Below are 25,662 nucleotides of genomic sequence, written 5' to 3'. Positions count from 1 at the left end.
CCACCGCCGGGAGTTGCCGATGCGCGCCGTCCGTCCGATGCCGCCGATGCCGCCGAACGCGCTCAGCCGGCGCAGCCTGCTCGCCGCCGGCGGCATCGCCTTCAGCGGAGCACTCGGCGCGCTCTTCCCCTCCGGCGGCGCCGCCGCGCCGGCCGCGGCCCGCGGTTACGGCCCGCTCGTACCCGATCCCGCCGGGCTGCTCGACCTGCCCGCCGGGTTCACCTACCGGGTGCTCTCCCGCGCCGGGGACCCGCTGCGCTCCGGCGAGGGCACCGTCCCCGCCAACTGCGACGGCATGGCCGCCTTCGCCGCGGGAGACGCCGGACCGGGCGGACACGGCGGACACGGCGGACACGAGCGGAACCGCGGAGGCGGCGTCCGGCTCGTGCGCAACCACGAGAACCGGGCCACGGCCGCCCTGCGGGTCCCCCTCGTCGAAGGGCTCACGTACGACCCGCACGCGCTCGGCGGCTGCACCGTCCTCGACATCGACCCGGCCGGCCGGGTCACCGGCGAGCGCGTCGCCCTCGCCGGTACGGCCGTCAACTGCGCGGGCGGCCGTACCCCTTGGAACACCTGGCTGACCTGCGAGGAGACCGAGGACCGGGCGGGCACCGCCGGCTACGCCCGCGACCACGGCTTCGTCTTCGAGGTCGACCCGGCCGACCCGCGCCGCTCGGGGGCCGTCCCGCTCACGGCGATGGGCCGCTTCGCGCACGAGGCCGTCGCCGTGGACCCGTACCGAGGCGTGGTCTACGAGACGGAGGACGCCTTCGTCGAACCCTTCGGCCTCTTCTACCGCTTCCTCCCGGCCCGCCCCCTCGGCGGCCCCGGCTCGCTGCGCGCGGGCGGCGCGCTGGAGGCCCTGCGCGTCCCCGGACTGCCGAACCTGGCGGTGGTCGACGAGCCCGGGGCCCAGTTCCCGGTGGAATGGGTCCCCGTACCGGACCCCTCGGCGTCCGCGACCCCTATCCGGCTCCAGGACTTCGGCCCCGGCGGGATCACCCACGCGCAGAAGCTGGAGGGCTGCTACTGGGGCGGCGCCGGCGTGCACTTCGTCTCCAGCTACTCCCGCAGCAGCGAGGGCTCCCCCGCCGACCACCACGGACAGGTCTGGTTCTACGACCCGCTGCGCGCCCGGATCCGGCTCGACGTGGTGTTCGGCCCGGCGGCCGACGTCCAGCTGCCCGGCGACTCCCCCGACAACATCTGCCTGGCGCCCGACGGCGGGCTGATGGTGTGCGAGGACGGCGGCGGCGCGCAGTACGTCTTCGGCGTGACCCCGGGGGGCGAGGTCTACCCGGTGGCACGCAACGCGGACGACGTCGGCGAGCCGGGCGCCCCCGCGTGGGGGGAGTTCGCGGGCGTCACCTTCTCCCCCGACGCGCGGACGATGTACGTCAACGCGTACGCGCCGGGGACCACCTTCGCGGTGACGGGACCGTGGCGGTAGGCGGGACCGGCACCACCTTCCGGCCCGTCCGGACGGCCTTTCCGGACGAACCGTCCGCAACGGCCCTTCGCCCTCTCGCGATCGCCCCCGATGTGCCGGAACATCGGAGGGAGTCGACGGGAGCGGGGTGGCGCGGTGGCCAAGAAGGACAGCGGAAAGCCGGACGGACCGAAGGGGGCGCAGAAGCCCCTGTCCCCCCTGCTCCGCGTGCCACCCGGCGGGCGCGTCGGTCTCGCCGCCGTGCGCGCCGACGCCACGCCGGCCGGCCCCGCAGGCAAGGCGGCCGGCGTGGCGGCCACCGCCGGGATGGCCGAACGGCTCGGCTCCTTGCAGGAGCGGCTCTACGCCGCGAGCACCGCCGGCGACCGCCGCCGCGTCCTCCTCGTCCTCCAGGGGATGGACACCAGCGGCAAGGGCGGCACGGTCAAGCACGTGATCGGACTGCTCAATCCCTCCGGCTGCCGGATCAAGGCCTTCAAGGCCCCCACGCCGGAGGAGCGGAACCACCCCTTCCTCTGGCGCGTCAGGAAGGCGCTCCCCCAGCCGGGCGAGATCGGCATCTTCGACCGTTCGCACTACGAGGACGTGCTCATCGCCCGCGTCCGCGAGCTGGTGCCGCGCAGTCAGCTGGGCGGCCGCTACGCGCAGATCAACCGGTTCGAGCGGTCCCTCGCCGATGACGGCGTGACCCTGGTGAAGGTCTTCCTCCACATCAGCTACGAGGAGCAGCGCAAGCGGCTCCTGGAACGGCTCGACAACCCGGAGAAGCACTGGAAGTTCGCCCCGGGCGACATCGAGGAGCGTTCCGTGTGGCCCGCGTACCAGGAGGCGTACGAGCTGGCCCTGGAGCGCTGCTCCACGGACGCCGCGCCCTGGTTCGTCGTCCCCGCGGACCGCAAGTGGTACCGCAACTGGGCGGTCGGCAAACTGCTGCTGGAGCATCTGGAGGACATCGCGCCGCAGTACCCGAAGGGTGACTTCGACGTGGAGGAGTGCCGCGCACGCTTGCTCGCCACTTAGTCATATATTTTGCTTATGTGACCATCTCAGTGCGCAGGACGGCTGCCGTCGCGGCCCTAGCAGCTCTCAGTGCCGCCCTCACCGCGTGCGGGGGCGGCACCGGTACGTCGGACCCCGGCGGCCGGGCCCGGATGGGAGCCTCCGCGGCGCCCTCCGGTGCGGCCTCCGCCCCGGCCTCGGACTCCGCGTCCGCGGCCCCGGGGTCGAGCCCCCCGAGCGGCTCGCCGGCGGCGCCGCAGGCCGGAGCTCCCGGCAAGGTGCCGACCATGGCGCCGGGTCCGGGCGGGCTGACCCCCGTGTTCGAGCGGGCGAAGCAGCACACCGACAAGACGGTGGCGCTGACCTTCGACGCCGACATGACCTCCGACCAGGGACCGCGCGCGGCGAACGGCGAGCACTTCGACAACCCCCAGCTGATCTCGACGCTCCGCACGCTCAAGGTGCCCTCGACGGTCTTCATGACGGGCCGCTGGGCCGAGGAGTACCCGGAGCAGGCGAAGTCCATCGGCACCGATACGAACTTCGAGATCGCGAACCACTCGTACAGCCACCACGCCTTCAAGGCTCCCTGCTACGGGCTCCCCACCCTCGACGAGGCCGCCGCCCGCGCCGACGTGGACCGGGCCTTCGACGCGTTCCGCAAGGCCGGGGCCGTCAACACCGTCCCGTACTTCCGCTTCCCCGGCGGGTGCTACGACGACCAGGCGCTGCGCGCCATCTCCACCGCCAAGGTCACGGCCGTCCAGTGGGACGTGGTCAGCGGGGACGCCTTCGCGAAGGATCCCGCCGCGGTCGCCCAAGAGGTGCTGTCCGGGGTCAAGCCCGGTTCGGTCGTGGTCATGCACTGCACGCGCAGCGCGGCGCCCGTCACCGAGGAGGCCGTCCGGACGATCGTCCCCGAGCTGCGCAAGCGCGGCTACCGCTTCGTCAAGGTGTCCGAACTCGTCGGGAAGTAGCCCGGCGGCGCACAGCGGGGAAGCGAGGAGGCCGGGTCCTCAGCCGGAGCAGGCCGTGCGCTGCGCGTCCTGCCACTCGCACACCGGGCACAGCACCACGCCCGGTGTCGCGACCCCGTACTCGGTGGGCTTGCCGCACTCCACGCAGTCCGCGTACGGCGGCCCGTCCACCCGCCCGGCGGGGGCCGCGGGGGCGGGGCAGTACGAGGTGTCCCGCGCGTCCTGTTCGCCGTGCTCCGTCCGCTCCATGACCACGAGCCTACTCCGGCGGCCCCTCCGCGCCGAGGCCGGCCGGTGCGCGCCCGCCGCGCCCGGTCGCCGTCCGGCCGGGACCCCCGCGGCCGCACCCCGGGGGCGTGGGCTGGCATCCTTGGCCGGATGAGCACCGAGCACACGCACCCCTCCGCGGACGCCTCCGAACCGGCCGGGTCACCCGCCCCGGCCCCTTCTCCCGTGCCCGTGCCCGCGGTCGGGTCGGACAGCCCGTTCCGGCCGGAGCGGATCGCACGCGACGAGGCGCCGCAGTTCGTTCTGCCCCTGGTCGTGCGCATCGAGAAGAGCGCGCCGCCGGCCCGGACCGACGCGCTGGAGACGGCGGCGCGCGCGGTGCTGGTGCTGCTCACGGACGAGCGGTCGGCCGGCGAGGGCGAGTGGGCCGGGGCGGTGCGGGACTGGCAGGACGCCCGGATCCGCAAGGTGGTGCGCCGGGCGCGCGGTGCGGAGTGGCGCAAGGCCGGGACGCTGCCGGGCCTCACGGTGCTGGGTGACGGGTCGGAGGTACGGGTCTTCCCGCCGGTCCCGCTCGACGGCTGGCCCAAGGAGCTGGCCAAGCTCCAGGTGTCGGGCACCGACCTCGACGACCCGGAGCCGGCCGGTCCGCCGGAGCCCGGGCTGCCCGTGCTGTGGCTCAACCCGGACCTGGACATGTCCGCCGGCAAGTCCATGGCCCAGGCCGGACACGCGGCGCAGCTGGCCTGGTGGGAGCTGACCGGCGCGGAACGCACCGCGTGGCGGGACGGCGGCTTCCGGCTGGCCGTGAGGACGGCGGCGCGCGAGCGGTGGGCGGAGCTGTCGGGGAGCGGGCTCCCGGTGGTGCGGGACGCGGGGTTCACGGAGATCGCCCCGGGCTCGTGCACGGTGGTCGCGGACCATCCCGCGCTGCGGGCGCGGCTCTGAGCGGACGCCCCTCGCGGAGCCCGGATTGCGGCTTCCCCTTCCGGGCGCCGTCCCCTCGGACGCCGGCCTGATATCGGTCGGGTCTCGTTCCTTCGGATCGGGCCGGGAAGGGAACCTCAAATGTAGCTCTGAACGTCCCCTTGGGCGGTTGGCTCGACTCCGCCGGGGTCATGACATCGGCAGACGGACCGATGAGGGGGGCGAGGGGACATGAAGCCCATGGCACACCTGGGGGTGGGCATCGGCTGGCGGCCGGAGATCGCGGACGCCGTGGAAGGCCTGCCCGGCCTGGACTGGGTCGAGGTGGTGGCCGAGAACATCTGCCCCGGCCACCTGCCTCAGCCGCTGCGGCGGCTGCTGGAGCGCGGGGTCCGCGTGGTGCCCCACGGGGTCTCCCTCGGGCTGGGCGGCGCCGACCGCCCGGACGCGGGGAAGCTGGCCGCGCTCGCCGAGCGGGCGGTGGTGCTGGGGGCGCCGGTCGTCACCGAGCACATCGCCTTCGTACGGACGTCCTCGGCCGTGCCGGGGCCGGCGCTCGAGGCCGGACACCTGCTGCCCGTGGCACGGACCTGGGACGCGCTGCACGTACTGTGCGAGAACGTGCGGATCGCGCAGGACGCGCTGCCGGTGCCGCTCGCGCTGGAGAACATCGCCGCGCTGGTGTCCTGGCCCGGCGAGGAGCTCACGGAGGGGCAGTTCCTGACGGAGCTGGTGGAGCGTACGGGTGTGCGGCTGCTGATCGACGTGGCCAACCTGCACACGAACCGGGTGAACCGGGGCGAGGACCCGGCGGCCGTCCTGGCCGGCATTCCGCTGGAGGCGCTGGCGTACGTCCACGTCGCCGGGGGCGTGGAGCGGGACGGGGTCTGGCACGACACGCACGCGCACCCCGTGCCGGACGTCGTGCTCGACGTGCTGGCGGAGCTCCGCTCCCGGGTGGCGCCGCCGGGGGCGCTGCTGGAGCGGGACGACAACTTCCCGCCGGACGGGGAGCTGGAGGCTGAACTCGCGGCGATCCGCCGGGTCCTGGACTCCGCGGAGCCCGCCCGCCCCTCCCCCGCCCGTACGGCCGTCGCGTCCGCGTCCACGTCCGCGGCACGACGCGCGACGGCTACGGCTACGGCTACGGCTACGGCTACGGCTACGGCTACGGCTACGGCGGATCCCACACCCCCGGACGCATCCTCGGACGCGCCCGCCGGGCCCGAGCCGGGCCTCGGGAAGGCCCGGACGCGGGTCGCGATCGGACAGGCGGCGCTGCTGTCGGCGCTCGTCGCCGGCACCCCCGTGCCCGAGGGGTTCGACCGCCAGCGCGTGCGCGTGCAGGCGCGGGCGCTCGCGGCCAAGCGGGCCGGGGTCGTGGCCCGGCTGGCCCCGGAGCTCCACGAGATCCTGGGCGGCGAGGCACCGTACCGGGAGGCCTTCCTCGGCTACGCCCGCAACCGGCCCCTGACCGCCGGATACCGGCGCGACGCCCTCGACTTCGCCGAGCACCTGCTGATCCGGGACCTTCCCGCCGATCCCGCCGCCCGGCGCCGGCTCACGCGCTGGTGGCAGGACCGGGCCGGGCCGCGCCCGCCGCGCCGCGTGGTGCGCTGGGCCCGCGCGCTGACGGGGAGAGCCGCATGAACTTCTTCGACTGGTTCGCCGTCGCCATCTGGGCCGGCGTCATCCTCTCCACCGTGCGGCTCCTGCGCGGCCTGCGGCGGTCGCAGCCGTCCACCCTCGGCCCGGCCCCCCGCCTGCACGACCTGTCGGAGGCCGCGTTCATGGCGGGCGGGCCCGGCTCCGTGGTCGACGCGGCGCTCGTCTCCCTGCTCTGCGACGGCCGGATGGTGGTCGGTGGACCGGGGATCGTCCAGGTACGACCGGGGGTGCGGGCCGCCGATCCCGCCGAGCGGGCCGTGCTCCAGGCCCAGCGGGGCGCTCCGTCCGGGTGGCTCTACCAGATCCGCTACGCCGCCATGCGCGACCCGGCCGTCCAGGAGATCGGCGACGCGCTGGCCGCCCGCGGGCTGATCGCTCCGCCGCGCGGCCGGCGCGCGGGGCACCGCCACGGGGTGATCCAGGCGGTGGCGTGCGGTGTCCTGCTGATGCTGTCCCTGCCGCTCACCTTCATCGCCCTCACCCTCGCCCTGCGGGACGAGGACGGCTCCTTCCACCTGCCGTTCATCGTCGAGGTGTTCCCCGTCCTGCTGGCCGGGATCGTCATGGGCATCGCCGGCACCTCCCGCACCCGGCAGCGCGTCACCCGGGCGGGGGCCGCCGCGCTGCGCGACATCCGCGCCCACTACCGGACCGACCGGAGCCCCTACGTCCAGGTCTCGTTGTTCGGGCTGCGCGGCCTGCGCGATCCGTATCTGCGCGAGCAACTGGTGCCGGCGGCCCGCGGGACGCGGCTGGCGGCGGCCCAGGCCGGCGCGCGTACGAGGGGTTCCGGCCAGGTCGGCACGGAGACCGTCTGGGCGACGGGCGCCGACGCGATCCCGGTCGTCTGGTGCGCGGGCGGCGACGGCGGGTCGGGCGGCTCAGGAGGGTCGAGCTGCGGATCCGGTGCGAGCTGCGGTTCCTCGGGCTCCGGCTGCTCCTCGGGATCGAGCTGCGGGTCCTCCGGGAGCAGCTGCGGAAGCAGCTCTTCGAGCTGTTCCAGTGGATCGAGTTGTAGCAGTTCGTCCGGTTCCAGCTGCTCCAGCAGTTCCTGACCCGCCGTCACGGGTCCGTCACGAGTAGCTCACACCTGTGGCAGACCCCTATGCCCGGCGCTTCCACACCTTGTAGAAAGCGGGCATGTTCTGGGTCGTGTTCCTCCTCTTGGCCTGGTCGGGGGCGTTGCTCGCGTGCGCCCGCCTCCTGAGGGCCGCCGGCGAGGCCGCTGAGGCCGCCGCCTCGCACCGCCACCACCACGACGAGCTGAGCCTGTACGAGGCCGCGTACCTCGCCGGCGGCCCGGAGCGGGTGGCCGACCTGACACTGCTGTCGATGCAGCGTCAGCGGCGGCTGCTGCTCGCGCACACCGGCTGGGTCACCGTGGTCGACCCGGTCGGGCGCGATCCGCACGAGCGGTCCGTGCTCGGCGCGTTCGGGCCGGACGGGCAGGAGCAGGTGGTGTGCGTACGGACGGCCGCGGAGCGGGACCCGGCGGTACGGGCCCTCGCGGACCGGCTGGGCGAAGCCGGCCTGGCGCCGCGCGCCGGGACCGCGCAGGGGATGGGCGAGGGGATCCGGTCGGTCCGGCAGGCCTGCTGGCTGGTCGTGGCCATGGCGGGGGCGGCGCTCTGCGTGCCGGCGCCCGCGGCCACGACGGGCATGATCCTGTGCTGGTTCGCGCTGCCGCTGATCCTGACGCTCGGATGCCTGGCCATAGCCCGCTTCGAGGGCACCGCGCACTCCCCGTGGGCCTCCCCCGCCGGGCAGCGTCTGCTCGTGGACCTGGCGCGGGAGCGGGGCGTGCGGGGCTCGCTCACCGCGGTGGCGCTCCGCGGGCTGCGCGCCGTCACCGACCCGGAGCTCCGGGCGGCGCTCGCCTACGGCAGGCGGGGGCGCGCGGCTCGGCATCGGGGCTATTGAGCGCGACACCGGCCGGTGATCCTGTACAGGGGGCTGTCGGCCGGATCTCATCGGAGCATCCGATGAGATGAGGGTCCGTCATGCGCCGATCGAGCCCCCGCGCGCTCCGGACCGCACTGGTCCTCGGGCTGGCCGTGTCGCTGCCGGCGCTGCCCACCGCACGAGCCCTGCCGGGCAGCCCGGCCCCCGCCCCGCGGGCCGCCGCCGCGGCCGCACCCCGGCCCCCGGCCGAAACCGCCGCCGAGGACGCCGGAGCCGAGCTCGTCGCCCGGCGCGCGGCCGCCGCCCACGCCGCGTCCGGCGCCGCCGGCTCCGCTTCCCCCGCCGGGACGGCGGGCCGCCCCCACGGCGGGATCACTCCGCGAGGACTGCGGTTCGCCCCCTGCCCGGTCGCCGAGGGGCTCGGCCCGGACGCGTGGTGCGCCACGCTGCGGGTGCCCCTCGACTACGCGCGGCCCGACGGAACCCAGATCGGCATCACCGTCAGCCGGGTCCGCGCGACCGGAGCCGGCGGAGCCGCGCGGCAGGGGGCGCTCGTGTACAACCCCGGGGGGCCCGGCGGGAACGGGATGTTCTTCCCGCTCGTCGCCGGCCTGCCCGAGTGGCGGCGCGTCCACGCCGCCTACGACCTCGTCGGCTACGCCCCGCGCGGGGTCGGCCGCTCCGGTCCCCCGCTGTCCTGCCAGGACCCGGCGCGGTACGCGGCCGCGCCGACGAAGGCCCCCTCCGCGGCCCCGGACGCCGCGGACAAGGCGGAGCGCGCCGCCGCCGCCGGGGCCTACGCCCTCGGCTGCGCCGGGCGGACCGGCGCGGACCGCCTCGCGCACTACACCACCCTGGACAACGTCCGTGACCTGCACGTGCTGCGCGCCGCGCTCGGCGAGCCGAAGCTGAACTTCATGGGGGCCTCGTACGGCACCTACCTGGGCGCCGTCTACGCCACGCTCCACCCCGCGCACGTCCGCCGGATGGTCTTCGACTCGGCCGTCGACCCGGACCCGGACCGCATCTGGTACCGGAACAATCTGGCCCAGGCGGCCGGATTCGAGCGGCGGTGGGGCGACTTCCGCGCCTGGGCGGCCCGCCACCACGCCGTGTACGGACTGGGGAGGACCCCCGAGGCCGTGCTGTCGAGCTACGAGCGCGTCCGCGCGGCACTGGACCGCGAACCGGCGGGCGGGGTCGTCGGCAGCGGGCAGCTGCACGCGGCGTACCTGCGGGCCGCGTACGACGACGAGGTCTGGCCGGACCGCGCGGCGGCGCTGGCGGCGTACCTGCGCGGCGATCCGGGTCCGCTGATCGCGCTCGCCGCCCCGGACCCGGCGGCGGCCGCCGAGGGCGAGAACGCGAAGGCCGCGTACACGGCAATCCTGTGCAACGACGCCCCGTGGCCCGCCGACTGGGAGACCTGGGACCGCGACAACACCGAACTGGCGCGCACGGCCCCCTTCGAGACCTGGGCCAACGCCTTCCTCAACCTGCCGTGCGCCCACTGGCCGGTGCGCGAGCGGCAGCGGCCGGTGGACGTGGGCGGCCCGGCGGCCGCGCTGCTCCCCCGTACGCTCGTCGTCGCGGCCGAGCGGGACGGCGCGACCCCGTACCCGGGCGCGCTGGAGCTCCGGCGGCGGCTCGGATCCGGGGCGGCGCTGGTGACGGAGGAGGGGGCCGGCGCCCACGGTGTCGTCGGCGGACGCAACGACTGCGTGGACCGGCACGTGGAGCGGTACTTGCTGACGGGTGACACCCCGGGACGGCGTGTCACGTGTGCGCCGCATCCGGAGCCCGCACCGGTGTCGCTGGACGACCGGGCAGCCAACGCCGAGGGGCACCCCAGGGCCTTGCTGCCGCCTGTCGTCTGAACTTCCGGGCGGGATCTCCGGCTGCGTCGATTCGGGGGCAGGGCCTCCCGATCCACCGGCAGAACCGCGGTCAGCGGTCCTCCGGCTCTTCCCCCCGGGGGAGGTCTCAGGCGAGTCCGGCCACCAGATCGGCGACGGACTTGCGGCGCCCGGTGTAGAAGGGCACCTCTTCGCGGACGTGCATCCGGGCCTCGGAGGCGCGCAGGTGACGCATGAGGTCGACGATGCGGTACAGCTCGTCGGCCTCGAAGGCCAGCATCCACTCGTAGTCGCCGAGCGAGAAGGAGGCGACGGTGTTGGCGCGCACGTCGGGGTAGCCGCGGGCCATCATGCCGTGGTCCTTGAGCATGCGGCGACGGTCCTCGTCGGGCAGCAGGTACCAGTCGTAGCTGCGCACGAAGGGGTAGACGCTGACGTAGTCGCGCGGCGTCTCGTCGGCCAGGAAGGCCGGGATGTGCGACTTGTTGAACTCGGCCGGGCGGTGCAGGGCCATGTTCGACCACACCGGCTCCAGCGCGCGGCCCAGCTTGGTGCGGCGGAACAGGTTGTACGCGCCCTGCAGCTCGTCCGCCGTTTCCGCGTGCCACCAGATCATGACGTCGGCGTCGGCGCGCAGGCCGGAGACGTCGTAGGTGCCGCGGACGGTGATGTCCTTGGCGCCCAGCTGGTCGAACAGTTCCTGGACCTCGTCGGCGAAGCCGGCGCGGTCTTCCGGCAGGACGTCCTTCAGCTTGAAGACGGACCACAGGGTGTAGCGGATGACCTCGTTGAGGTCCTTCGCCTTCTTCCCCGCGTTGGGAATCTTCTCTGGTGCAGTCATGCGTCTATTGTCCCGTGCGCTGATCAGTGGTCGGTGCCAGGGGTGCCCCACGGGTCCCCGACGTGGCGATCACCACGTCGGCGGCCTTGCCGGCACTGGCGACGCACGCCGGGATGCCGACGCCGTCGTACAGCGCTCCGCACACCGCGAGCCCCGGCAGGGCCGCCACGGCGGTGCGGATCCGGGCCACCCGGTCGAGGTGGCCCACGGGGTACTGCGGCAGGCCGCCGTCCCAGCGGGTGACGGTGGAGGCGACGGGGCGGGCGGCGGACGCGAGTCCCACGGCCTCGCCGAGATCACGGAGCGAGACGCCGACCAGGTCCTCGTCGGAGCGTTCGAGATCGGCGTCGTCGCCGTGGCGGCCGACGGAGGTGCGCAGCAGGAAGAGCTCGGGATCGGCCCCGGCCCAGGCCCACTTGTTGCTGGAGAAGGTCGACGCCTTGATGGTCCGGCCGTCCACGGGGGGTACGAGGAAACCGCTCGCGCCGCCCTCGGTGACCGCGGCGGGCAGGTCGGAGCGCCGCCACGCCATGGTGACCAGGGCCATCGAGGCGTACTCGACCTTGCGCAGCTCGGCGGCCGCCGCGGGCGCGATCCCGTCCAGCAGCCGGGCGGCGGGCCCGGCCTGGGTGGCCAGGACCACCCCGTCGGCCTCGAAGACCTCGGTGCCGTCCCGGGTGCCGGCGACCACGCGCCAGCCGGTGGCGGTACGGGTCAGCTCGCGCGCGGGGGTGTCGGTGAGGATCCGGGCCCCGGCCGCGCGGCAGGCCTCGGCGACGGCGACCGGGAGCCGGCCGATGCCGCCGTCGATGCCGGAGAAGACGGGACGGCCCGCCCGGGCGGGCTCCGCCTCGGCGGCCCTGCGCTGCAGTTCCCGTACGCCCTCGCCCAGGGAGGCGTGGGTGCGGGCGGCCTCGAAGAGCTGGGGCACGGCGGCCCGCATCGAGATCCGGTAGGCGTTGCCGGCGTAGACCCCGCCGAGGAGCGGTTCCACGAGCCGGTCGACGACCTCGTGGCCGAGCCGGGCGGCGACGTACGCGCCGACGGCCACGTCCTCGCCGAGCTCCGCGGGCGGCAGTGCGGCCTCGGCCCCGATCCGGGCCAGTCCTTCGGCGGAGAGCACCCCGGAGGCGGCGAGCGGACCCAGGTCGCCGGGGACGCCCATCACGTGGCCGCGCGGCATGGGCCGCAGCGCACCCCGGGTCCACAGGTGGGCGGTGGCGGTGGCGGGTGGCTGCAGGTCTTCGCCGAGACCCACGGCGCGGGCCAGTTCGAGGGCTTCGGGGCGTCGGGCGAGCACGGACTCCGCGCCGAGGTCGACGGGCAGGCCGGCCAGTTCGCCCGCGCGCAGCTTGCCGCCGAGGCGCGGGCCTGCTTCCAGGAGGGTGACGCGGACGCCCTCGGCGAGCAGCCGGTGGGCGGCCGCGAGGCCGGCGATCCCGCCGCCGATGACGAGGATGTGCCCGGCCGGGGCCGGTCCGTCCGTACGCGTGTCCGCTCCGTGCATGGACACATCGTCTCAGACCGCACATCGGACGGTCACCGAGGCCCGGCCGTGACCGCTTCGGGACCGCCTCGCAACGGGGCGTGCGAAACCCGGGGGCGGACCCGCGCGTCCCAACGGCGACAGGAGCGCGGCAGTCCATACCTCGGGGGTACCCAGCGATGCACATCCGGCGCGAAGAACAGCACGCGCAGCGGCACTTCGGCAGACGGCGCGGGGCGGGACGGTACGGGCGGCGGCCCGCGACCGTCCTGGCCGCGCTCTCGCTGGCGGGGGCGCTCGCCCTCGCCGGCTGCTCCGCCGCGAGCGAGGGCACGTCGAAGGAGGGGGCGGCGGACGCGGCGGCCCCCCGGAAGCAGGAGGCCGTCGGGCAGGGGCCCGCGGCGGCCCCGGCCGCGTCGGGCGCACCGGCGCCGTCCTCGGACAAGAACCAGCCGGCGGCCCCGGCGGCCCCCGTACGCGTGCAGGTCATCCGCACGGCGACGCTGGACGTCGAGACGGCGGACGCGCAGAAGGCGACGGCCGGGGCCCGGACGGCGGCGGAGAACGCCGGCGGGTACGTGGGCAACGAGACCACCCGGCGCGACGGCGGCGGGACGATGACCTCGACGGTGACCCTGCGGGTGCCCGGTGACCGCTTCGACGCGGTGCTCGGCGCGATGGAGGGCAGCGGGAAGCTGCTCGGCCGCAAGGTCGAGGCGCAGGACGTGACGCAGAAGGTCACGGACGTCGACAGCCGGGTCAGGACGCAGCAGGCGAGCGTGGCCCGGGTGCGGGAGATGATGGAGAAGGCCTCGGGCCTCGCGGACGTCGTCACGCTGGAGGCCGAACTCAGCAAGCGCCAGTCCGATCTGGAGTCGCTGCTCGCGCAGCAGACGGCGCTGAAGGACCAGACCTCGCTCGGCACGATCACGCTGACCTTCTCGGAGCCGGCGAAGGCGCGGGAGGCGGCGCCCGAGAAGGCGGAGCCCGGCTTCCTGGACGCCCTGTCCGGCGGCTGGAACGTCTTCGGGACGCTGATCGGGTTCCTGCTGATGGCGCTCGCCGCGTCCTCTCCCTTCCTGCTGGCCGGCGCCGTGCTGCTGGTCGTCTTCCGGCAGGTCCGCAGGTGGCGGCCGGCCAGGGAGAGGCCCGGCACGGCCGCCGGGCGCCGGGTCCCGGCGCAGACCGGGGCGCCGCGGCCGGCGGGCCCGTCGTCGGCCGGCTCCGAGTCGCCGACGCCGTCGCAGTCTGCGTCTGCGTCTGCGTCTGCGTCTGCGTCGCCCTCGTCCGCCTCGCCCCCGCACAGCCCTCCGGGTGATGTCCGGGACTGAACACCCATTCGCCCGTAGCGTGAGCCCCGCAGACGATGGCGGCGGGGAAGGACGGTACGGGCGATGGCGAACGGCACGCAGCGGCTGGTGGTGGTCGGCGGTGACGCGGCGGGCATGTCCGCCGCGTCACAGGCACGCCGGCTCAAGGGCCCGGCGGAGCTGGAGATCACCGCCTTCGAGCGCGGGCACTTCACCTCCTACTCCGCGTGCGGGATCCCGTACTGGATCGGCGGGCTGGTCTCCGGGCCCGACGACCTGATCGCCCGTACGCCCGAAGAGCACCGCGCGCGGGACATCGACCTGCGGACGCGGACGGAGGTCGTGGAGCTCGACCTCGCGGGGCAGCGGGTGCGGGCCCGGGATCTGGACTCGGGCGCCGAGTACTGGACGGAGTACGACAAGCTCGTCCTGGCGACCGGCGCCCGCCCGGTCCGTCCCCGGCTGCCCGGCATCGGGGCGCACGGGGTGCACGGCGTGCAGACGCTCGACGACGGGCAGCGCCTGATGGCGGATCTGGAGCGGACGGCCGGCCGGCGGGCCGTCGTCGTGGGCGCCGGGTACATCGGGGTGGAGATGGCGGAGGCGCTGGTCGGGCGGGGCTTCGAGGTCACCGTGCTGCACCGGGGCGAGCAGCCGATGTCCACGCTGGACCCGGACATGGGCGGCCTGGTGCACGGCGCGATGAACGCCATGGGGATCCGTACGGTCGCGCGCGCCGAGGTGACCGGGATCCTCACCGACGGGGAGGGCCGGGCGCGCGCGGTGGCCACGGCCTCGGGCGCGGAGTACCCGGCGGACGTCGTCGTCCTCGGTATCGGCGTGGAGCCGCGCACGGCGCTGGCCCGCGCGGCGGGCCTGCCGCTGGGCGAGTCGGGCGGTCTGCTGACGGACCTGTCGATGCGGGTGCGGGGGCACGAGAACATCTGGTCGGGCGGCGACTGCGTGGAGGTCCTCGACCTGGTGTCGGGCCGCATGCGGCACATCGCGCTGGGCACGCACGCGAACAAGCACGGCCAGGTCATCGGCTCGGGCGTGGGCGGCGGCTACGCGACCTTCCCCGGCGTGGTCGGCACGGCCGTGAGCAAGGTCTGCGAGCTGGAGATCGCCCGTACGGGGCTGCGCGAGCGCGACGCGCTGGCGATCGGTCTGCGCTTCGTCACCGCCACCATCCGCTCGACGAACACGGCGGGGTACTACCCGGGGGCGCGGGAGATGACGGTCAAGATGCTGGCGGAGCGGCGCACGGGCCGTCTGCTGGGCGTCCAGATCGTCGGCGGTGAGGGCTCCGCGAAGCGGGTCGACGTCGCCGCGGTCGCCTTGACGGCCGGCATGACGGTGGACCAGCTCGTCTCCTTGGACCTGGGCTACGCCCCGCCCTTCTCCCCGGTCTGGGACCCGGTCCTGGTGGCGGCCCGCAAGGCGGTCGCCGCGGTGCGCTCGGCGGGGGTCTGAGGGCTGTCGCCCGCCGGACACGCGAAACGCCGGTCCGTGGCGTGCGATGCACGGCACGGACCGGCGTCGCCGGAGCCTCGGGTCAGCGGGCCGTGCGGGTGTGGACGTAGTCCACCAGGCGGGTCAGGGCGTCCGGGTCGGTCGTCGGGAGGACGCCGTGGCCCAGGTTGAAGATGTGGCCCTCGAGGCCGGCCGCCGCGGCGAGGACCTCGTCCGTCTTCGTGCGGACCGCCTCTTCGGTGGAGAAGAGGACGGCCGGGTCCAGGTTGCCCTGGAGCGCCTTGCCGGGGCCGACGCGGTGCACGGCCTCGGCCAGCGAGACCCGGTAGTCGACGCCCATGACGTCCGCGCCGGCCTCGCCCATGAGGCCGAGGAGCTCGCCCGTGCCCACGCCGAAGTGGATGCGCGGGACCCCGTACGAGGCGACGGACTCCAGGACCTTCGCCGACGCCGGCATCACGGAGCGGCGGTAGTCCGCCGGGGGCAGCGCGCCGACCCAGGAGTCGAAGAGCTGGACGGCCGAGGCGCCGGCCTCGATCTGGACCTTCAGGAAGGCCGAGGTGATGTCCGCGAGGCGGTCCAGCAGGTCGGCCCACAGCTGCGGGTCCCCGTACATGAGGGCCTTGGTGTGCTCGTGGTTCTTGGACGGTCCGCCCTCGACCAGGTAGCTCGCGAGGGTGAACGGCGCACCGGCGAAGCCGATCAACGGCGTGGAGCCCAGTTCACCCGTGAGCATGCCGATCGCCTCGGTGACGTACGAGACGTCCTCAGGGGTGAGGTCGCGCAGCTGTGCGAGGTCTTCGCGGCGGCGGATCGGCTGGGCCACGACCGGGCCGATGCCCGGCTTGATGTCCAGGTCGACGCCGATGGCCTTCAGCGGGACCACGATGTCGGAGAAGAAGATCGCCGCGTCCACGCCGTGGCGCCGGACCGGCTGCAGGGTGATCTCGGTGACCAGGTCGGGCCGCATGCAGGATTCCAGCATCTGCGTGCCCTCGCGCACCTTGCGGTACTCGGGAAGCGAGCGGCCCGCCTGGCGCATGAACCACACGGGAGTGTGCGGCACCGGCTCGCGCCGGCACGCCTTGAGGAAGGCGGAATCGTACGTCTGGCTCGGCGTGCCCGTGGGGCGGGTGTTGGCGCTCACGACTCAAATCTTCGCACGTATGAAGAAGTGCCCGGCCCGGCGCGGGTGTCCCTGCGCCGCGGGGGCGCTCGTTCCGCCTAGTCTTCCCCGCATGGCTGCGGCTCAGGGACGATTTTCAGATGGCGCTGACGGTACGGACAGCGCGAAGGAGAGCTCGGTCCCGCTCCCGTTCCGGCGGGCGGTCGACGGCTTGAAGAAGGCGAGGCTGCGGCCCGGGATCGAGATCGACCCCGTCAAGCCGCCGCAGAGACTGGCACCCCACGCCTACGCGCTGGAGGCGGCGGTGGTGGACGGCGAGGAGGACCTGGCCGACGGCCGGCTCATCCTGCTGCACGACCCGGCGGGACACGACGCCTGGCAGGGCACCTTCCGGCTGGTGACGCTCGTACGGGCGGAGCTGGAGCCGGAGATGGCCGTGGACCCGCTCCTCCCCGAGGTGTGCTGGTCCTGGCTCAAGGGGGCGCTGGACGCGCGCGGGCTGACGTACGGCGAGGCGAGCGGGACCGTGACCATGGCCGCGTCGCACTACTTCGGCGGGCTCGGCGAGCGGCGGCCGGCGACACAGATCGAGATCAGGGCCTCGTGGACGCCGCGCGAGGGAGGGGGCGGGGTGCCCGACACCTCGGCGCACCTGGCGGCCTGGTGCGAACTGCTGTGCCAGATCGCGGGCCTGCCGCCGGTCGGGCCGACGGAGGCGGTGACCGGCGTGGTCTCGCTGCCGCAGCGGCGCGGCCCGCACCACCCGCAGGGGTAGTGCCGCGGGGCTCCGCGAGCCCCCCGCGAGCCCTGGCGAGCCCCCACGAGCCCTTACGAGCCCCACCCGGGCCCCGCGGGCGGCGCCGGGCCTCCTCGGGCATCCGGAAACCGCGACAGGCGCGGCCAAACCCGTAACGGGGTGTCAGAACGGGGCGTCCGTTGCGGGCTTCTGATCACCCTATGATCGATCATGCGTCCGAATTGCCCGAATTGTTACTCACCAAATCGTGATCATTCCCTAAAGCCGGGCGGGTGACGTGCCGAAGGAGTCAGTGACCATCCGCACGGTTCGCACCGGTTCACTTCCCCGAGCCGGCCCGTCCCGCCACTCCCCCCCAGGAGGCCTAGGTGTCCGTTCTTCTCGAGCAGCCCGCAAGCCTGGTCGCCTACCGCCCGAACAAGCCGACGGCCATGGTCGTCGTGGCCGACCCGCGCGTGCGTTCCACCGTGACCCGCCATTTGTGGGCCCTCGGAGTACGTGACGTGATCGAGGCGTCGTCCATCGCGGAGGCCCGTCCACGCATCGGCAGCCCGCGCGACATCTGCGTGGCCGACGTACACCTGCCCGACGGTTCCGGTCTCACCCTGCTCTCCGAGACCCGCGCCGCCGGGTGGCCGAACGGCCTGGCCCTGTCCGCCGCCGACGACATCGGCGCCGTACGCAACGCCCTCGCGGGCGGAGTGAAGGGCTACGTCGTCACCGGCACCCGGACCAACATCGGGCTCCCTTCCCGGCCCGGCGCCGCCCCCATCGGTGCCGCCGCCGCCCGCATGCACCGCCGCCCCCCGGGTGCCCCGAGCCACCCGGGCGGCTACCGAGAGCTCTCCGGCCGCGAGGTCGAGGTCCTGCGCCTCGTCGCGGAGGGCCAGTCCAACAAGGCCATCGGCGTCTCGATGGGCCTGTCCGCCCTGACCGTCAAGTCCCACCTCGCCCGGATCGCCCGCAAGCTGGGCACCGGCGACCGGGCCGGGATGGTCGCCGTCGCCCTGCGCACCGGGATCATCCACTGAACCGGCCGATAGCACCCGGGGGACCCCGGGCCAACACCCGGAAAACCCGGGGGAACGTCCGCACTTCCCCCTCGCGCCCGTCGCCGGAACGTTCCGGCGACGGGCGCGTTGCATCCATGGATACCCTTGACCGGTGACCGATGCCCGAGAAACCGCAGCAGACCTGCGCACCACCACCGGGGGCGGCCCCCCGGACGACGAGGTTTCGTCCGACGGGCTGCCGATTCCCCTGCTAGAACCCCGTGAGGGCATCCCCCCGGTGGTCGCCGACGCCGAGGCGCTCGCCGAGGTGGTCGCGGCCTTCGCCGCGGGCACCGGCCCCGTCGCCGTGGACGCCGAGCGCGCCTCCGGCTACCGCTACGGCCAGCGCGCGTACCTCGTGCAGCTGCGCCGCGAAGGCGCGGGCTCGGCGCTGATCGACCCGGTGGGCTGCCCCGACCTCTCCACCCTCGGCGAGGCCCTGTCCGGTACCGAGTGGATCCTCCACGCGGCCACCCAGGACCTGCCGTGCCTGCGCGAAATAGGCATGGCGCCCACCTCCCTCTTCGACACCGAGCTCGCCGGCCGCCTCGCCGGCTTCCCCCGGGTCGGACTCGGCGCCATGGTCGAGGGCGTCCTCGGCTACGTGCTGGAGAAGGGCCACTCCGCCGTCGACTGGTCCACCCGGCCGCTCCCCGAGCCCTGGCTGCGCTACGCAGCGCTCGACGTGGAACTCCTGGTGGACCTGCGCGACGCCCTGGAGAAGGAGCTGGACCGGCAGGGCAAGCTGGAATGGGCCCACCAGGAGTTCGACGCCATCGCGGCCGCACCGCCCGCGCCGCCCCGCAAGGACCCCTGGCGCCGTACGTCCGGCATGCACAAGGTGCGCCGGCGCCGGCAGATGGCCGTCGTACGGGAACTGTGGGAGGCGCGCGACCGGATCGCCCAGCGGCGCGACGTGTCGCCGGGCAAGGTGCTGGGTGACGGCGCGATCGTCGAGGCCGCGCTCGCGCTGCCGCTGAACGTGCAGGCGCTCGCCGCGCTGCCCGGCTACGGGCAGCGCATGGGCCGGCGCCAGCTGGACCAGTGGATGGCCGCCGTGGACCGGGCGAAGGCGCTGCCCGAGAGCGAGCTGCCGCAGCCGGGCGCGACCCCCGCGGGTCCGCCGCCGCCCCGCTCCTGGGCCGACAAGGACCCGGAGGCCGCGGCCCGGCTGGCGGCCGCCCGGACGGCCGTGTCGGCGCTGGCGGAGGGCCTGAACCTGCCGCAGGAGAACCTGATCACCCCCGACACCGTCCGCAGGCTGTGCTGGGAGCCGCCGCTGCGGCTGGAGGCCGACGCGGTGGCGGAGGCCCTGGCGGGCTACGGCGCCCGCCCGTGGCAGATCGAACAGGTCACGGAGGGACTGGTCACCGCGCTGGCGACGACCGAGTGACGCGTCGGCCGGCCGGTCCCGGCCGGCCGACGGGGCGCCGCGCACGCGCCTGAACCGAGAGCCCCCGGCCCCTTGAATTCGCCCCAGGCCGGGGGCTCCGCCGTGTCCCGGTTCCGCTACAGCCGTCCGGACCTCCTTTTGAACACGCTCAACACCGGCTAGGTTTTGAACGTGATCAAACAGGGGTGGGGACACGACGCGTGGCTGGCCGACTTCGAGGCCGAACGGGAGCGGCGGGCCGCTCAGGGGGATCCCGACTGGAGCCGGGGCGCCGCGCTGCCGCCCGCACTCGTACGCAGCCTGCAGCGGTTCCAGGTGGGTGAGGACGGGGACGGCTCCGCGCTGATCGGCAAGGCCGGGCGCGCGGGCGATCCGGTGTACGCGCGGGCCGTACGGCTCTTCGTGGCCGAGGAACAGAACCACGCCCGGCTGCTCGCCCTGCTGCTGGCCGCCGGGGGCGCCGGGACCCTGGCCGGGCACTGGAGCGACACGGCGTTCGTCCGGCTGCGGCGGCTGCTGGGCCTGCGGGTGGAGCTGCTGGTGCTGATGGTCGCGGAGGTGGTGGCCCTGCGGTACTACCGGGCGGTGCGGGACGGCAGCCCGGATCCGCTGGCCTCGGAGGTCGCCGGCCGCATCCTGGCCGACGAGGAGCGCCACGTGCCCTTCCACTGCCTGCGGCTGCGCGAGGCGCTGGCCCCGCTCCCCGCACCCGCCGGGCGAGCGGCCACGCTCGCCTGGCAGGCCCTGCTCGCCGGCGCCGCCGCAGTCGTCGCCGTGGACCACGGCCCGGCCCTGGGCACCCTGGGCGTCCGCCGCCTCACCTTCCTGGCGGACACGGTCCGCGCCTCCGCCCCCGTCGTGGCCGCCCTGCACGCCGCCTCCCCGACCGCGACCCGCCGTCCGAGCCGCCCGGGGTCTGTCGCCGAGCGGGGTGGCAGATGAACTGCTGACAGGATGACGAGTGCCGGTACGCGCAGAGGAGGGGAAGCGGTCCTGTACGCCTCGAAGCTGGAGAGCTGGGCGGATGCGCTGGACAGGCTCGACGCCGGCGAGGACGTGGCCTGGATGGAAATGAGCAACGGTCCGTCCCTCTTCATCCGGCTCACCGGCGAGCACGACTGTCCCGAGGTGGTCGTGGAGGACGAGTCGGGGTCCATGGTCACCGTGCGGGTGCCGATCGTCCCTCCGGACGACTGGATCGCCGACCACCGGGAACGTCTGCGGCAGGTGAGGGACTACTGGATTGCGGTGACGCCGGCGCAGGGCGCCGAGCCGCCGGCAGACGGGGACCCGGTACGGGCGCCGCTCCGGGCCGGCGGGGGCGCGGCGCGTCGGCGCCGCGGAGTGTGACCTTCGCCGCTCCTCCCGGGGGGGCTGTGCATGCCGGTTACCGACAAGTAGCATGGAGAGGTGAGCGGGCGCTCAGTACATGGGCACGCCCCCGCGCAGCAGTGCACACCCGCACCTGGAGGAGAGCCAACGTGCCTCGTACCGTCAGGGACGTCGTCTTCGTCGACGGCGTCCGCACCCCGTTCGGCAAGGCGGGCCCGAAGGGCATCTACAACGAGACCCGCGCCGACGATCTCGTCGTCAAGGCGATCCGGGAGCTGCTGCGCCGCAACCCGGACCTGGACCCCGCGAAGATCGACGAGGTGGCCATCGCCGCCACCACGCAGATCGGTGACCAGGGTCTGACCCTGGGCCGCACCGCCGGAATCCTCGCCGGGCTCCCGCAGTCCGTGCCCGGGTACTCCATCGACCGCATGTGCGCCGGCGCGCTCACCGCCGTGACCGCCGTCGCGGGCGGCGTGGCCTTCGGCGCGTACGACGTCGCCCTCGCCGGCGGTGTCGAGCACATGGGCCGCCACCCCATGGGCGAGGGCGTCGACCCGAACCCGCGCTTCGTCTCCGAGAAGCTGGTCGACGAGTCCGCCCTGTTCATGGGCATGACCGCCGAGAACCTGCACGACCGGTACCCGTCGATCACCAAGCTCCGCGTCGACGAGTACGCCGTGCGCTCGCAGGAGAAGGCCGCCAAGGCGTACGCCGACGGCAAGATCCAGCTGGACCTGGTGCCGATCTCCGTGCGCAACAACAACGAGGCGGCGGGTGAGACGGGCTGGGGCCTGGTCACCGCCGACGAGCCGATGCGCCCGGGGACCACCCTGGAGAACCTGGCGAACCTCAAGACGCCCTTCCGTACCCACGGCAAGGTCACGGCGGGCAACGCCGCCGGTCTCAACGACGGTGCCACCGCCGCGATCATCGCGTCCGAGGACTTCGCCCGCGAGAACAACCTCCCGGTCAAGATGCGCCTGGTCTCGTACTCCTTCGCGGGTGTCGAGCCGGAGGTCATGGGCTACGGCCCGATCCCGGCCACCGAGAAGGCCCTCGCGCAGGCCGGCCTGACGATCGACGACATCGGCCTCTTCGAGGTCAACGAGGCCTTCGCGGTCCAGGTCCTCGCGTTCCTGGAGCACTACGGCATCGCCGACGACGACGCCCGCGTCAACCAGTACGGCGGGGCCATCGCCTTCGGCCACCCGCTCGCCTCCTCCGGCGTTCGCCTGATGACCCAGCTGGCCCGCCAGTTCGAGGAGCAGCCGCACGTCCGCTACGGCCTGACCACGATGTGCGTCGGCTTCGGCATGGGCGCCACGGTCATCTGGGAGAACCCGAACTTCACCGCCGAGGGAGACAGCAAGTGAGCACCACCACTGAACTCCTGAAGGGCGCGGCCGAGCTGTTCCCGGACGAGGTCGTCACGCGCGCGCTCGTCCGCCACCTGGACCTGCCCTTCGGCGCCGGGCGCTTCGCGCTCATCACGCTGGACAACGGCCTGGACCACACCAAGCCGACCACCTTCGGCCCGCAGTCCCTCGCGAACCTCAACGCGGCGGTCGACCAGGTCGAGCAGGAGGCCCTCGCGGGCTCCATCGTCGGTGCGGGCCTGACCGGCAAGCCGTTCATCTTCGCGGTCGGCGCCGACCTCAAGGGCGTCGAACTGCTGAAGCAGCACGACGACGCGCTCGCCATCGGCAAGGGCGGCCACGACGTCTTCAAGCGCCTCGCGGCGCTGGCGGTCCCCACCTTCGCGTACTACAACGGCGCGGCGATGGGCGGCGGTGTCGAGGTCGGTCTGCACTGCACCTACCGCACCGTCTCCAAGGCCATCCCGGCGTTCTCGCTGCCCGAGGTCTTCCTCGGCCTGGTTCCCGGCTGGGGCGGCTGCGCCCTGCTGCCGAACCTGATCGGCGCGGACCGCGCGGTCTCGGTGATCATCGAGAACTCGCTGAACCAGAACCGCCAGCTCAAGGGCAAGCAGGTCTTCGAACTCGGCATCGCGGACGCGCTGTTCGACGGCGCGGACTTCCTGGAGCAGTCGCTCCTGTGGACGGCCCGTGTGCTCAAGGGCGAGACCGAGGTCGTACGCGCCGAGGTCGACCGCGGCGAGGCCTGGGACACGGCGGTCACCCGCGGCCGCGCCATCGCCGACTCCAAGGTGCACGGCGCGGCCCCGGCCGCCTACCGCGCGCTGGAGATCATCGAGGCGGCCAAGGACGGCGACCTGCAGAAGGGCTTCGACGCCGAGGACGCGGCCCTGGCCGACCTCATCATGGGCGGCGAACTGCGCTCCGGCATCTACGCCTTCAACCTGGTCCAGAAGCGCGCCAAGCGCCCGGCCGGCGCCCCGGACAAGGCGCTGGCGCGCCCGGTCACGAAGGTCGGCGTCGTCGGTGCGGGCCTGATGGCCTCGCAGCTGGCGCTGCTCTTCCTGCGCCGCCTGGAGGTGCCGGTGGTCCTTACCGACATCGACCAGGAGCGCGTGGACAAGGGTGTGGGCTACGTCCACGCCGAGATCGAGAAGCTGCTGGGCAAGGGCCGCATCAACCAGGACAAGGCCAACCGCCTGACCGCCCTGGTGACCGGCGTCCTGGACAAGGCCGAGGGCTTCGCGGACGCGGACTTCATCATCGAAGCCGTGTTCGAGGAGATGTCCGTCAAGCAGAAGGTGTTCGCGGAGGTCGAGGCGGTCGCCCCGGCGCACGCGATCCTCGCCACCAACACCTCCTCGCTGTCGGTCTCGGAGATGGCCTCCAAGCTCCAGCACCCGGAGCGCGTGGTCGGCTTCCACTTCTTCAACCCGGTCGCGATCCTCCCGCTGCTGGAGATCGTCCGCGGCGAGCAGACCGACGACGCCTCGCTGGCCACGGCCTTCGGCGTCGCACGGAAGCTGAAGAAGACCGCGGTCCTCACCAAGGACGCCCCGGCGTTCGTCGTGAACCGCATCCTGACCCGCTTCATGGGCGAGATCCAGAACGTCATCGACGAGGGCACCCCGGTGGTCACCGCCGAGAAGGCCATCGAGCCGCTCGGTCTGCCGATGTCCCCGCTGGTGCTCCTCGAGCTCGTGGGCCCGGCGATCGGTCTGCACGTCTCCGAGACCCTGAACCGCGCCTTCCCGGAGCGCTTCACCGTCTCGCCGAACCTGGCCGCCGTGGTCAAGGCCGGCAAGCGCGGCTTCTACGTCTACAAGGCGGAGAACGGTTTCAAGCCGGAGCTCGACCCCGAGGTCGCCGCGCTCCTCGTCCAGGGCGACACCGTCCTGACCGAGGAGCAGGTCCGCGACCGCGTCCTGGACGCGGTCGCGCAGGAGATCGGCCTGATGCTCGAGGAGGGTGTCGTGGCCGAGGCCCAGGACATCGACCTCTGCCTCATCACGGGCGCCGGCTGGCCCTTCCACCTGGGCGGCGTCACGCCGTACCTGGACCGCGAAGGCGTCTCGGAGCGCGTGAACGGCAAGAAGTTCCTGGCCCCGGGCGTGGCCAGCGTTCCCGCGTAACGCTCCAGCGCCGCACCCCGGCGCATCCGGCTGCCCGTCCGTGGACCCTTCACGGACGGGCAGCTGTTTTCGGGCACTCCCGTTCGACGTACACGTTTGCCTATAGTGGCCCCGGCAGCACGCCGCGCGGGCGATCTCACCACCCGGCTCCGGGTCCGCCGCACGTACAGACCGGCCGCCCGCGCCTCCCACTCGACGGCGGGCACCATCTCACGACCGCCGCCACCCGGGATCAGAGGACACCAACGGCATGACTCAGGCAACCGACGAAACGCCGCGTTCCCGTAAGGCCCCGCGCAGAGGCAGCCGTAGGAAGCGGGTGTTCCTCATCGTCTCCCTGACGCTGCTCGCCCTGCTGCTCATGGCCGGCGGCGCCGGCTGGTGGGCGTACAGCCACCTCAACGGCAACATCGACAGCGTCGACCTGGATCAGGCGATCGGTGTGGACAACCGGCCCGCGAAGGTCGCCCCGAACGCGCAGAACATCCTCGTCATCGGTTCCGACTCGCGCGCGGGCGCCAACGCCGAGCTCGACCACGGCGACGTCAGCGGCGCCCGCTCGGACACGGCGATGCTCGTGCACGTCCCCGAGGGCCGCCAGAAGGCCACCGCCGTGAGCATCCCGCGCGACACCCTCGTGACCCGGCCCGAGTGCAAGGACGCCGACGGCAAGGCGGTGGGGGGCGCGAACCGGGTCATGTTCAACTCCGTCTACTCCCTCGCCGGCCCCGCCTGCGTGGTCAAGACCGTCGAACAGATGTCGGGCATCCGCGTCGACCACTTCGTCGAGGTGGACTTCGCCGGGTTCAAGGGCCTGGTGGACGCGCTCGGCGGGGTGACCGTCACCCTCGACAAGCCGATCAGCGGCGGGAAGGGCGGTCTGCGGCTGGACGCCGGCACCCACCGCCTCAACGGCACGGAAGCGCTCAAGTTCGTCCGCACCCGGTACGGCTACGGCGACGGCAGCGACCTCGGGCGCATAGGCCTGCAGCAGCAGTTCATGATGGCGATGCTGGCGGAGATCAAGAAGCAGGACGCCCTCGGGAACCCGGCCCGGCTCTACAAGCTCGCCGACGCCGGGACCAAGTCACTGACCACCGACGCGCAACTCGGCTCGCTGGGGGGCCTCTCGGACTTCGCCCAGAGCATGAAGGGCGTGGATCCGGACACCATGGAGACGATCATGATGCCGGTCGCCTACGACAAGGTGGACCCGAACCGCGTCATCGTCGCGGAGCCGCAGGCCGGCCAGCTGTGGGAGGCCCTGCGCAACGACCGGCCGATCCCGCCCGCGGCCAAGAAGTCCCCCGCCACCGGCGGCTGACGGGTCGCGGAGCGCAGTCCCGGAGCCGGTCCAGGCTCCGGGACCAC

General features: G+C 73.9%; 22 protein-coding genes. 18 read left to right on the top strand and 4 right to left on the bottom strand.

Features of this window, described 5'->3' with window-relative positions; translation table 11 throughout:
- Positions 1-46 precede the first annotated feature (46 nt).
- The 3 genes from ABZY44_RS02530 to ABZY44_RS02520 all read left to right on the top strand — a co-directional run bounded on the left by ABZY44_RS02530 (position 47) and on the right by ABZY44_RS02520 (position 3,429).
- A complete protein-coding gene (locus ABZY44_RS02530; protein ID WP_356649744.1) occupies positions 47-1,453 on the top strand; it encodes an alkaline phosphatase PhoX in 1,407 nt (468 codons plus the stop codon).
- Positions 1,454-1,588: 135 nt separating this feature from the next.
- Positions 1,589-2,473 (top strand): PPK2 family polyphosphate kinase, encoded by an 885-nt coding sequence (locus ABZY44_RS02525; RefSeq protein ID WP_356649698.1) that lies wholly within the window; start codon positions 1,589-1,591, stop codon positions 2,471-2,473.
- Between the two features lie 17 nt (positions 2,474-2,490).
- Positions 2,491-3,429 carry a polysaccharide deacetylase family protein gene (locus tag ABZY44_RS02520; protein WP_356649697.1) on the top strand — a complete coding sequence of 313 codons (939 nt, stop codon included), beginning with the start codon at positions 2,491-2,493 and terminating at the stop codon, positions 3,427-3,429.
- A 39-nt stretch (positions 3,430-3,468) separates the two neighbouring features.
- On the opposite strand, the gene ABZY44_RS02515 is transcribed toward ABZY44_RS02520, so the two are convergent.
- Positions 3,469-3,678 (bottom strand): hypothetical protein, encoded by a 210-nt coding sequence (locus ABZY44_RS02515; protein ID WP_356649696.1) that lies wholly within the window; start codon positions 3,676-3,678, stop codon positions 3,469-3,471.
- A 129-nt stretch (positions 3,679-3,807) separates the two neighbouring features.
- Between ABZY44_RS02515 and ABZY44_RS02510 the strand changes: the two genes are divergently transcribed.
- From ABZY44_RS02510 to ABZY44_RS02490, 5 genes are all read left to right on the top strand, one after another.
- Positions 3,808-4,605, top strand: coding sequence for an aminoacyl-tRNA hydrolase (locus ABZY44_RS02510; protein WP_356649695.1), 798 nt, complete (start codon positions 3,808-3,810; stop codon positions 4,603-4,605).
- Positions 4,606-4,815: 210 nt separating this feature from the next.
- Positions 4,816-6,234, top strand: coding sequence for a DUF692 domain-containing protein (locus ABZY44_RS02505; protein WP_356649694.1), 1,419 nt, complete (start codon positions 4,816-4,818; stop codon positions 6,232-6,234).
- Positions 6,231-7,307: a TIGR04222 domain-containing membrane protein gene (locus ABZY44_RS02500; protein WP_356649693.1), complete on the top strand. Its 1,077-nt coding sequence runs from the start codon at positions 6,231-6,233 to the stop codon at positions 7,305-7,307. The genes ABZY44_RS02505 and ABZY44_RS02500 overlap by 4 nt, the downstream gene beginning before the upstream one ends.
- Positions 7,308-7,392: 85 nt before the next feature.
- Positions 7,393-8,172 carry a TIGR04222 domain-containing membrane protein gene (locus tag ABZY44_RS02495; RefSeq protein ID WP_356649692.1) on the top strand — a complete coding sequence of 260 codons (780 nt, stop codon included), beginning with the start codon at positions 7,393-7,395 and terminating at the stop codon, positions 8,170-8,172.
- 80 nt (positions 8,173-8,252) lie between these two features.
- The gene (locus tag ABZY44_RS02490) at positions 8,253-10,031 is read left to right on the top strand and encodes an alpha/beta hydrolase (protein ID WP_356649691.1); all 1,779 of its coding nucleotides are present in this window, start codon (positions 8,253-8,255) and stop codon (positions 10,029-10,031) included.
- Between the two features lie 106 nt (positions 10,032-10,137).
- Here ABZY44_RS02490 and hemQ read toward each other — a convergent pair whose 3' ends face one another.
- Both hemQ and hemG read right to left on the bottom strand, forming a co-directional pair.
- Positions 10,138-10,851 carry a hydrogen peroxide-dependent heme synthase gene (gene hemQ, locus ABZY44_RS02485; protein ID WP_356649690.1) on the bottom strand — a complete coding sequence of 238 codons (714 nt, stop codon included), beginning with the start codon at positions 10,849-10,851 and terminating at the stop codon, positions 10,138-10,140.
- Between the two features lie 4 nt (positions 10,852-10,855).
- On the bottom strand, positions 10,856-12,358 hold the full coding sequence (hemG, locus tag ABZY44_RS02480) for a protoporphyrinogen oxidase (RefSeq protein ID WP_356649689.1): 1,503 nt from the start codon (positions 12,356-12,358) through the stop codon (positions 10,856-10,858).
- A gap of 158 nt (positions 12,359-12,516) precedes the next feature.
- On the opposite strand from hemG, the gene ABZY44_RS02475 reads away from it, so the two are divergent.
- Both ABZY44_RS02475 and ABZY44_RS02470 read left to right on the top strand, forming a co-directional pair.
- Complete coding sequence (locus ABZY44_RS02475; RefSeq protein ID WP_356649688.1) at positions 12,517-13,668, top strand: DUF4349 domain-containing protein; 1,152 nt, start codon at positions 12,517-12,519, stop codon at positions 13,666-13,668.
- Between the two features lie 63 nt (positions 13,669-13,731).
- Complete coding sequence (locus ABZY44_RS02470) at positions 13,732-15,120, top strand: FAD-dependent oxidoreductase (protein WP_356649687.1); 1,389 nt, start codon at positions 13,732-13,734, stop codon at positions 15,118-15,120.
- A gap of 82 nt (positions 15,121-15,202) precedes the next feature.
- Here ABZY44_RS02470 and hemE read toward each other — a convergent pair whose 3' ends face one another.
- On the bottom strand, positions 15,203-16,267 hold the full coding sequence (hemE, locus tag ABZY44_RS02465) for a uroporphyrinogen decarboxylase (protein WP_356649686.1): 1,065 nt from the start codon (positions 16,265-16,267) through the stop codon (positions 15,203-15,205).
- Between the two features lie 91 nt (positions 16,268-16,358).
- On the opposite strand from hemE, the gene ABZY44_RS02460 reads away from it, so the two are divergent.
- From ABZY44_RS02460 to ABZY44_RS02425, 8 genes are all read left to right on the top strand, one after another.
- Complete coding sequence (locus ABZY44_RS02460; protein WP_356649685.1) at positions 16,359-17,021, top strand: DUF3000 domain-containing protein; 663 nt, start codon at positions 16,359-16,361, stop codon at positions 17,019-17,021.
- Positions 17,022-17,371: 350 nt separating this feature from the next.
- On the top strand, positions 17,372-18,034 hold the full coding sequence (locus ABZY44_RS02455) for a response regulator transcription factor (RefSeq protein WP_214956508.1): 663 nt from the start codon (positions 17,372-17,374) through the stop codon (positions 18,032-18,034).
- Positions 18,035-18,167: 133 nt separating this feature from the next.
- Positions 18,168-19,448 (top strand): ribonuclease D, encoded by a 1,281-nt coding sequence (locus ABZY44_RS02450; protein ID WP_356649684.1) that lies wholly within the window; start codon positions 18,168-18,170, stop codon positions 19,446-19,448.
- A gap of 171 nt (positions 19,449-19,619) precedes the next feature.
- Entirely contained in the window at positions 19,620-20,390 is a 771-nt protein-coding gene (locus tag ABZY44_RS02445; RefSeq protein WP_356649683.1) for a ferritin-like domain-containing protein, read from the top strand.
- Positions 20,391-20,402: 12 nt separating this feature from the next.
- Positions 20,403-20,798 carry a DUF5959 family protein gene (locus ABZY44_RS02440; RefSeq protein WP_356649682.1) on the top strand — a complete coding sequence of 132 codons (396 nt, stop codon included), beginning with the start codon at positions 20,403-20,405 and terminating at the stop codon, positions 20,796-20,798.
- A 131-nt stretch (positions 20,799-20,929) separates the two neighbouring features.
- Positions 20,930-22,156, top strand: a complete 1,227-nt coding sequence (locus ABZY44_RS02435; protein ID WP_356649681.1) for an acetyl-CoA C-acyltransferase — start codon at positions 20,930-20,932, stop codon at positions 22,154-22,156.
- Entirely contained in the window at positions 22,153-24,291 is a 2,139-nt protein-coding gene (locus ABZY44_RS02430; protein WP_356649680.1) for a 3-hydroxyacyl-CoA dehydrogenase NAD-binding domain-containing protein, read from the top strand. Before ABZY44_RS02435 ends, ABZY44_RS02430 begins: the two co-directional genes overlap by 4 nt.
- A gap of 250 nt (positions 24,292-24,541) precedes the next feature.
- Entirely contained in the window at positions 24,542-25,615 is a 1,074-nt protein-coding gene (locus ABZY44_RS02425) for an LCP family protein (protein ID WP_356649679.1), read from the top strand.
- The last annotated feature ends 47 nt before the right edge of the window (positions 25,616-25,662 follow it).

The sequence above is a fragment of the Streptomyces sp. NPDC006544 genome (genome assembly GCF_040611715.1).
In the GTDB taxonomy this organism is placed as follows: Bacteria; Actinomycetota; Actinomycetes; order Streptomycetales; family Streptomycetaceae; genus Streptomyces.
This window is presented reverse-complemented; position numbering and strand designations above follow the sequence as displayed.

Excerpts from the sequence above, each read along its gene's own strand:
- ABZY44_RS02475 (WP_356649688.1), top strand. The coding sequence starts at position 12,517 with ATGCACATCCGGCGCGAAGAACAGCACGCGCAGCGGCACTTCGGCAGA.
- ABZY44_RS02425 (WP_356649679.1), top strand. The coding sequence starts at position 24,542 with ATGACTCAGGCAACCGACGAAACGCCGCGTTCCCGTAAGGCCCCGCGC.
- ABZY44_RS02470 (WP_356649687.1), top strand. The coding sequence starts at position 13,732 with ATGGCGAACGGCACGCAGCGGCTGGTGGTGGTCGGCGGTGACGCGGCG.
- ABZY44_RS02495 (WP_356649692.1), top strand. The coding sequence starts at position 7,393 with ATGTTCTGGGTCGTGTTCCTCCTCTTGGCCTGGTCGGGGGCGTTGCTC.
- ABZY44_RS02500 (WP_356649693.1), top strand. The coding sequence starts at position 6,231 with ATGAACTTCTTCGACTGGTTCGCCGTCGCCATCTGGGCCGGCGTCATC.
- ABZY44_RS02505 (WP_356649694.1), top strand. The coding sequence starts at position 4,816 with ATGAAGCCCATGGCACACCTGGGGGTGGGCATCGGCTGGCGGCCGGAG.
- ABZY44_RS02530 (WP_356649744.1), top strand. The coding sequence starts at position 47 with ATGCCGCCGAACGCGCTCAGCCGGCGCAGCCTGCTCGCCGCCGGCGGC.
- ABZY44_RS02490 (WP_356649691.1), top strand. The coding sequence starts at position 8,253 with ATGCGCCGATCGAGCCCCCGCGCGCTCCGGACCGCACTGGTCCTCGGG.
- hemQ (WP_356649690.1), bottom strand. The coding sequence starts at position 10,851 with ATGACTGCACCAGAGAAGATTCCCAACGCGGGGAAGAAGGCGAAGGAC.
- ABZY44_RS02460 (WP_356649685.1), top strand. The coding sequence starts at position 16,359 with ATGGCTGCGGCTCAGGGACGATTTTCAGATGGCGCTGACGGTACGGAC.
- ABZY44_RS02515 (WP_356649696.1), bottom strand. The coding sequence starts at position 3,678 with ATGGAGCGGACGGAGCACGGCGAACAGGACGCGCGGGACACCTCGTAC.
- hemG (WP_356649689.1), bottom strand. The coding sequence starts at position 12,358 with ATGCACGGAGCGGACACGCGTACGGACGGACCGGCCCCGGCCGGGCAC.
- ABZY44_RS02510 (WP_356649695.1), top strand. The coding sequence starts at position 3,808 with ATGAGCACCGAGCACACGCACCCCTCCGCGGACGCCTCCGAACCGGCC.
- ABZY44_RS02440 (WP_356649682.1), top strand. The coding sequence starts at position 20,403 with ATGACGAGTGCCGGTACGCGCAGAGGAGGGGAAGCGGTCCTGTACGCC.